The sequence below is a fragment of the Planctomycetota bacterium genome (assembly GCA_038746835.1).
Classification (GTDB): Bacteria; Planctomycetota; Phycisphaerae; order Tepidisphaerales; family Tepidisphaeraceae; genus JBCDKH01.
Genome location: JBCDKH010000234.1, coordinates 1 through 5,043 on the forward strand (window position 1 = coordinate 1; position 5,043 = coordinate 5,043).

Consider the following 5,043-nt stretch of genomic DNA (forward strand, 5'->3'; position numbering starts at 1 on the left):
GCCCGCAGTCCGACTGCGGGCCGTAGCCCCGCAGCTACCTTGTGTGTCGAAGGTCCATGCGGACTCAGTGTTCGTTTCTCCCGGACTTTTCAGCAAAACCTCCCACGTGCCTTCGCCGCGGTCTTCGAGAAACAAGCCGCCCACGCGGCCGCCGGTCGGTTTGATCAGCGTGAACTTGGCGGGCGTGACGCGCGCGTCGTTGAGGACCATCACGTCGCCGGGGCGGACGAGTGTCGGCAGGTCGGAGACGACGCGGTGGACGATCGCATCAGACGCGCGCTCACAGTGGAGCAGGCGTGCGGCATCGCGCCGGTCGGCGGGACGCCGGGCGATCAGCTCGTCGGGCAACTCGAAGTCCAGTTCGTCGGTCCGCACGGCCGGACAAGGTACGCTGCTCGCCATGCCGACCTCCGACGAGACCGTCAGCCGGGGCCCGTTCCGCTGGGGCGTGCTGGGCACGGGCAACATCGCCCGGCAATTCTGCCGCGACCTGAAGGCGTTGCCGGGGCACGAGCTCCGCCTGGTCGGCAGCCGGAGCGGCAACCGCGCGGCCGACTTCGCCCGCGAGTTCGGCGGAACGGCGGCGGACGGATATCAAGGGGTTTTGGACGATCCCGGCGTCGACGCGATCTACGTCTCGCTGCCGAACACGCTGCACGCCGAGTGGACGATCAACACGCTGGGCGAAGGCCGGCACGTGCTGTGTGAGAAGCCGCTGGCGACGAGCACCGCCGAGGCGGAGGCGATGTTCGCCGCGGCTGAGAAGGCGGATCGGCACCTGGTCGAGGCGTTTATGTATCGGTGTCATCCTCAGACCCAGGCGATCGTCGAGGCGGTCCGATCGGGCGAGATCGGCGAGCTCACCCACATCCGAGCAAGCTTCTGCTACCGGACGACGCAGATCGAGGGGAACGTGCGGTTCGATGCCGACCTCGCCGGCGGAGCACTCATGGATGTGGGTTGTTACTGCCTCGACATGATGCTGCTGCTCGCCGATTCGGAGCCGACGGCGGTGTCGGCGGTGACGCGGCGGCACGACCGAGGGGTCGACGTCATGACCGCCGGGACCGTCGGCTTCGCGAACGACGTGGCGGGGACATTCTCCAGCGGCCTGGATACACAGTGCGACAACACGCTGATTGTGGCAGGTACCGGCGGGTACCTCACAACGTCGTGGCCGTGGAAACCGCAGGCGGACGCCGGGTTCACGATCAGGCACTCGCACAAGCCTCGGCAGGAGCTCAAGCCCGGCGAGTCGGCGGGTGCGCCACCCGAGCGGCGGGTCGATACGCCGGCCGATCTGCCGCTGTACGCGCTGGAGGCTCGCGCGTTCGAGCGAACGGTCCGCGCCGAGGCGGAGCCGTTCATGCCGAGGGCGGATTCGCTGCGATTGGCTCGGCTACTCGATAGGGTCCGCGAGGCGGCGGATCATTCGAGCACCCAATAGAAGCGATTATCAGCGATTTTCCTGAAGTTTCCGCTGGTAATGTCACCGTCGTCGCACGCGGCATCGATCTGGGCCATGTACGTGTCGCTGCGGGAGAAGCTGGTGTTGAAGTGGACGCCGACCGCCAGGATGACGCCGCTCTCTTCGACCTCGACGTCCCACGATCCGCCGATGGGCGTGAGGGTTTCGAAGCTTCGCTCGTCGAACATCTCCGCCAGGGCAGCCGGGCAGTCGCCGGTGTTGGTGTCGGGCGGCAGCTCGTTATGCGTTTCCATGTAAAGGGTTAGCCCTTGCTGGAAGTGGCCGAGGTTGCGGACGAAGACGTTGCGGCGAGCGTCATCGTCGCTGTCGGCCACGTTGGCCACGACCAGCGAGGCGAGGATGCCGAGGATGACGACGACGATCAGGATTTCGACAAGCGTGAAGGCTTGGCAGTGACGGGGTTGAGGCGAGGGCATCGTTCCTCCTTTGCAGGACGCGACACGTGCGGCACCGATCGATGTACGATTTGCCGCACGTATGTCAATGGCCAGCAACCAGCCGACGATGCAACGCCATCCCGGCGGGTGGACCGTCGCCACCAACGCCCACGTCAGCGGCGACGTGAAAATCGGGGAAAACGTCTCGATCTGGTTCGGCGTGAGCGTCCGGGGCGACGTCGCGGCCGTCACGATCGGACCGGGAACCAACGTCCAGGACAACGCCGTCATCCACTGCGATGCCGGCGTGCCCAACGACATCGGCCGGGACGTCACCATCGGCCACTCCGCGGTCGTGCATGGTCGGCGAGTCGGGGACGGCTCGCTCATCGGCATGGGAGCGACGCTGCTCGGCGGGAGCGAGATCGGCGAGCGGTGCCTCGTCGCCGCCGGGGCCGTGGTGCCGCCGAACATGAAGGTGCCCGACGGCACGCTCGTCGCGGGCGTGCCGGCTAAGGCCATTCGCGAGGTCAGCGATCGCGACCTCGAGTACATGCGGAAGCTCCCGCCCCACTACGTCCGGCTCGCAGGCGAACATGCCGACGGCCGGTACGAACCCGGCGGCCGGCCGTTGGAGGAGTCGACATGAGCCACTTCCGCATCGGCCACGGGCACGACGTCCACCGCGTTCAGGAGGGCGGCGTCATGAAGATCGGCGGGATCGTCGTCGCAGACGACCGCTCGTTTGTCGCCCACAGCGACGGCGACGTGGCCATCCACGCGGTCGTCGATGCGATCCTGGGTGCCCTCGGACAGGGCGACATCGGTCGGATCTTCGACAATCACGACGAGCGATGGCGCGACGCGGACAGCCGGGTCTTCCTGGACGAGGCCCGCCGTCGGATGGACCACGCCGGCTACGGCCTTTCGAACCTAGACGTCACGATCCTCGCCGAACGGCCGAAGCTGGCGGGGCACGTCGACGCGATGGCCGAGGTTTTCAGCGACGCCCTGGGCGGCCCGGCGAACGTGAAAGCCGGCACAAACGAGGGCCTCGATGCGGTCGGGCGGGGCGAAGCCATCGTCGCGACGGCCGTCGTGCTGTTGGCCGAAAAGTCGTAATCATTTGATTGACAACAGCCTCGACCGGATATGGCTCGAGGGTCCTGCGTTGAACCGGGTTGTGGTCCCGCGGGACAAGCCGTATGATGAAGGCGTGGACAATGGGGCATCGGCCAACTTGCCGCGGCTGGGCTACGCGAGAGACCGCGTTCGGCGGGCGTCGTGGCGTCTGCCGGCTGTTGCGTTTGGCGTGCTGCTGTGTGTCGCCGGGTCGTGGCTTGGCGCACGCGTCGCCCAGGTCCGGGCCCAGAGTTACCTCTATGAACGGCAAGCGGCCCGGCACGTCGAGTCGGCTGACCGCGTCGTCTTCGAGGCCGATCGTCAGCGAGCCAACGAGTTGCTGACGAGCGGGAGCGACTACCATAAGCTCGCCGTCCCGGGCTTGGAAGACGTTCCGGCCGACAGCCTTCCGGCCGTGCTGCCCGATCCTCAGAGCTTCGACGTGCTTCGCGGTGCGATCGACGAGATGTCCGACTCGATCGACGGGTACGGCGCGCTGCTCTTCCTGCACGAGCTGACCAGTGCCTCCGGTGCCCGCCGGATCGTGGCCGTGCGGTTCCTGCCGTGGGTGGTGGCCGAGGACTCGGAGTGGCGTCCGACGATGCCGGCCGGCCTAGTCGCCTACGTCTTCGAGCCGGGCGGCGTGACGGGCGAACCGTCGCTCGTCGAGACGTCGCACGCACCGCTGCTGTTGCCAGCCCGGTCGTCGTCGCGCGTGTGCATGACGCAAACGCTGCCTGTGGTGGACGACCTGTTCGACCCGTACGCCAGCATCTCCGACGCCGGCCTTCGCTGGTTCGCCGGACAGCCCGACGAGACGAACCCGGCCCACTTCACCGTCGCCTTCGAAGTCGACGGCCACCCCGGCACCGTCGACGGCTTCCTATCCGCCGACGGCCGATTCGTCCGGATGAACGTTCGCCCTCGCGGCTGAGCCCTCCGTCATTCTGAGCGAGCGCAGCGAGTCGAAGGACCTCGCCCGGCGTTGCTCGTGTGGAAGCAGATGTGCGCGAGCCCAGAGACTTCTTTGGCGAGCCCCGAGCGTGAGCGAGTGGGTCGGGTAGCAGAATCGCACCCGCTCGCACCCGCTCGCTCACGCTCGGGGCTCGCAGGTCAACGCGCGCAGTCACCTCGCGGTCTCTTTCACTCGGTCCAGACGAGGTCCCTCGGCTGCGCTTCGCTCCGCTCGGGATGACGGAGCGTTGGCGGGCTCTAACCTCGCCCTGTGTCGCGACACGCCGTTCTCGTCACCTTCGGCAGCCATGGGGATCTGCATCCGTTTCTGGGACTTGGCAGCGAGCTGCTGCGACGTGGCTTCCGTGTCACCGTCATCGCCAACGCCAAGTACGAAGACGAGATCGCCAGCCACGGGCTCGGGTTCGTCGCGGTCGGATCGGTCGACGACTTCGATCGGTTCACCCAGAACCCCGACATGTGGCACTCGAAGCGGGCCATCAAGGTCATCTTCGGAGCCCTGGCCGAGCTGGCACCTGCGACGCATGAGCGGCTAACCGAGCTCGTGCCCGACTTCGTGATCGCCAGCACGCTCGCGGCCGGTGCAAGGGTCTATCGCGAGACCCATCCCGATACGCCGCTTCTGACGGTGCACCTGCAGCCGACGGCGATGCGGAGCAACATCGACCCGCCACGCCTGCCCGGGCTGCCGCCGCTGGATCGGCTGCCGGGTTGGATCAAGGCGAAGGTGCTGCCGCATTTCTGGAACGGGGCCGACCGGTACGTGCTCGATCCGCTGGTCAAAGACCTGGCCGCATTTCGCGAGTCGCTCGGGCTGGAGCCGACGACGAGCTACCTCGGCACTTGGCAGCACTCGCCGGACCGCATCCTGGCGATGTGGCCCGACTGGTATGCACCGCCGCCAGTCGACTGGCCCGAGGCGACGCGGCTGGTCGGCTGTCCGCTCTATGACGAGCGCGACACGCAACAACTGCCGGCCGACCTCGCTGCGTTCCTCGACGAGGGCGACCCGCCGATCGCCTTCACGCCCGGCAGCGCGATGTTCTTCGGCGAGGCGTTTTTCAAGGCCGCGGTCGAGGC

7 protein-coding genes are annotated in these 5,043 nt (G+C 67.4%); 5 read left to right on the forward strand and 2 right to left on the reverse strand.

Translation table 11 applies throughout. The features are described from left to right. The coding region (locus tag AAGI46_15685; GenBank protein MEM1013649.1) for an S-adenosylmethionine:tRNA ribosyltransferase-isomerase at positions 1-375 on the reverse strand (375 nt) is incomplete at its 3' end. Positions 376-400: 25 nt separating this feature from the next. Between AAGI46_15685 and AAGI46_15690 the strand changes: the two genes are divergently transcribed. After that, the gene (locus tag AAGI46_15690; protein MEM1013650.1) at positions 401-1,447 is read left to right on the forward strand and encodes a Gfo/Idh/MocA family oxidoreductase; all 1,047 of its coding nucleotides are present in this window, start codon (positions 401-403) and stop codon (positions 1,445-1,447) included. Here AAGI46_15690 and AAGI46_15695 read toward each other — a convergent pair. Further along, a complete protein-coding gene (locus tag AAGI46_15695) occupies positions 1,429-1,905 on the reverse strand; it encodes a type II secretion system protein (protein ID MEM1013651.1) in 477 nt (158 codons plus the stop codon). The two genes, AAGI46_15690 and AAGI46_15695, sit on opposite strands and share 19 nt — an antisense overlap. 67 nt (positions 1,906-1,972) lie before the next feature. Here AAGI46_15695 and AAGI46_15700 point away from each other — a divergent pair, with 67 nt between their 5' ends. From AAGI46_15700 to AAGI46_15715, 4 genes are all read left to right on the forward strand, one after another. Continuing rightward, the gene (locus tag AAGI46_15700; GenBank protein ID MEM1013652.1) at positions 1,973-2,515 is read left to right on the forward strand and encodes a gamma carbonic anhydrase family protein; all 543 of its coding nucleotides are present in this window, start codon (positions 1,973-1,975) and stop codon (positions 2,513-2,515) included. Beyond that, a complete protein-coding gene (gene ispF / locus AAGI46_15705) occupies positions 2,512-2,988 on the forward strand; it encodes a 2-C-methyl-D-erythritol 2,4-cyclodiphosphate synthase (GenBank protein ID MEM1013653.1) in 477 nt (158 codons plus the stop codon). The genes AAGI46_15700 and ispF overlap by 4 nt, the downstream gene beginning before the upstream one ends. A 49-nt stretch (positions 2,989-3,037) precedes the next feature. Next, positions 3,038-3,922 (forward strand): hypothetical protein, encoded by an 885-nt coding sequence (locus tag AAGI46_15710; protein ID MEM1013654.1) that lies wholly within the window; start codon positions 3,038-3,040, stop codon positions 3,920-3,922. Positions 3,923-4,213: 291 nt separating this feature from the next. After that, positions 4,214-5,043 (forward strand): glycosyltransferase (locus AAGI46_15715; GenBank protein MEM1013655.1); only part of this gene is annotated, 830 nt, incomplete at its 3' end.

What these genes read in the sequence shown, in the direction of transcription:
- AAGI46_15695 (MEM1013651.1), bottom strand. Translation starts at nt 1,905, where the DNA reads ATGCCCTCGCCTCAACCCCGTCACTGCCAAGCCTTCACGCTTGTCGAA.
- AAGI46_15690 (MEM1013650.1), top strand. Translation starts at nt 401, where the DNA reads ATGCCGACCTCCGACGAGACCGTCAGCCGGGGCCCGTTCCGCTGGGGC.
- ispF (MEM1013653.1), top strand. Translation starts at nt 2,512, where the DNA reads ATGAGCCACTTCCGCATCGGCCACGGGCACGACGTCCACCGCGTTCAG.
- AAGI46_15700 (MEM1013652.1), top strand. Translation starts at nt 1,973, where the DNA reads ATGGCCAGCAACCAGCCGACGATGCAACGCCATCCCGGCGGGTGGACC.